We start from the raw sequence: 883 nt of genomic DNA, 5'->3' as shown, positions 1-883 counted from the left end.
TCTACCCTGGTAAGTCCTCAACGGCAGCGCAATCAGCCTTTGGGCGCGCTGCGGTCGATTAGTTTACTTTATCCTCAGCAGGTTTTCTTTCTACTAACGAGGCATTTTCTGAAAAAGCGTCGTTTTGCGCGAGCTCTGTCAAGCTCACCGCGATCGGCTTTTTCACTTCTACCCCTAACTGCTTGAAGCTCTCGGCCTGACGAATCACGTTGCCACGGCCAGTTGCCAACTTATTCATCGCCCCTTGGTAGCTTTGGTTGGCTTTATCTAACGCTCCACCAAGGCCTTCCATGTCATCTACGAACAAGCGCAGCTTATCGTACAATTTGCTTGCACGTTCGGCGATAATTTGTGCGTTTTGGTTCTGACGCTCATTGCGCCATAGGTTATCAATGGTACGCAGCGCCACGAGTAGAGTGGTTGGGCTCACCAAAATAATGTTCTGCTCCATCGCATCTTTAACAAGGCTTGGGTCAGCCTGAATCGCCACTTGGAATGCGGGCTCGACGGGAATAAACATCAAAACATAGTCGAGGCTCTGAATGCCTTTCAATTGATGGTAATCCTTCTGGCTCAAACCTTTAATGTGCGCGCGCAGTGACACTAAGTGATCACGCAATGCCACATCACGCTCGGCATCGGTCTCTGCATTGAAATAGCGCTCATACGCCACTAGCGCCATTTTTGAATCGACCACCACTTGTTTGTCTTGAGGTAAGTGAACAATCACATCTGGTTGATAGCGCTTACCGGCTTCATTCTGCAAGTTAACCTGAGTTTGGTATTCGTGCCCTTCACGCAAACCAGATTCAGCCAATACGCGCGCCAGTACCACTTCACCCCAATTACCTTGCTGCTTGTTATCGCCTTTAAGGGCTTGGGT

At 49.5% G+C, this 883-nt stretch carries 1 protein-coding gene; it reads right to left on the bottom strand.

What is annotated here, in order from left to right; translation table 11 throughout:
* Positions 1-58 precede the first annotated feature (58 nt).
* A partial coding sequence (gene rmuC / locus KIV40_RS33935) for a DNA recombination protein RmuC (RefSeq protein WP_285353840.1) occupies positions 59-883 on the bottom strand: 825 nt, incomplete at its 5' end.

Source organism: Vibrio sp. D173a (genome assembly GCF_030248475.1).
Note: the sequence above shows the minus strand (reverse complement) of the source record. Positions and strands in the feature narration are given on the sequence as shown.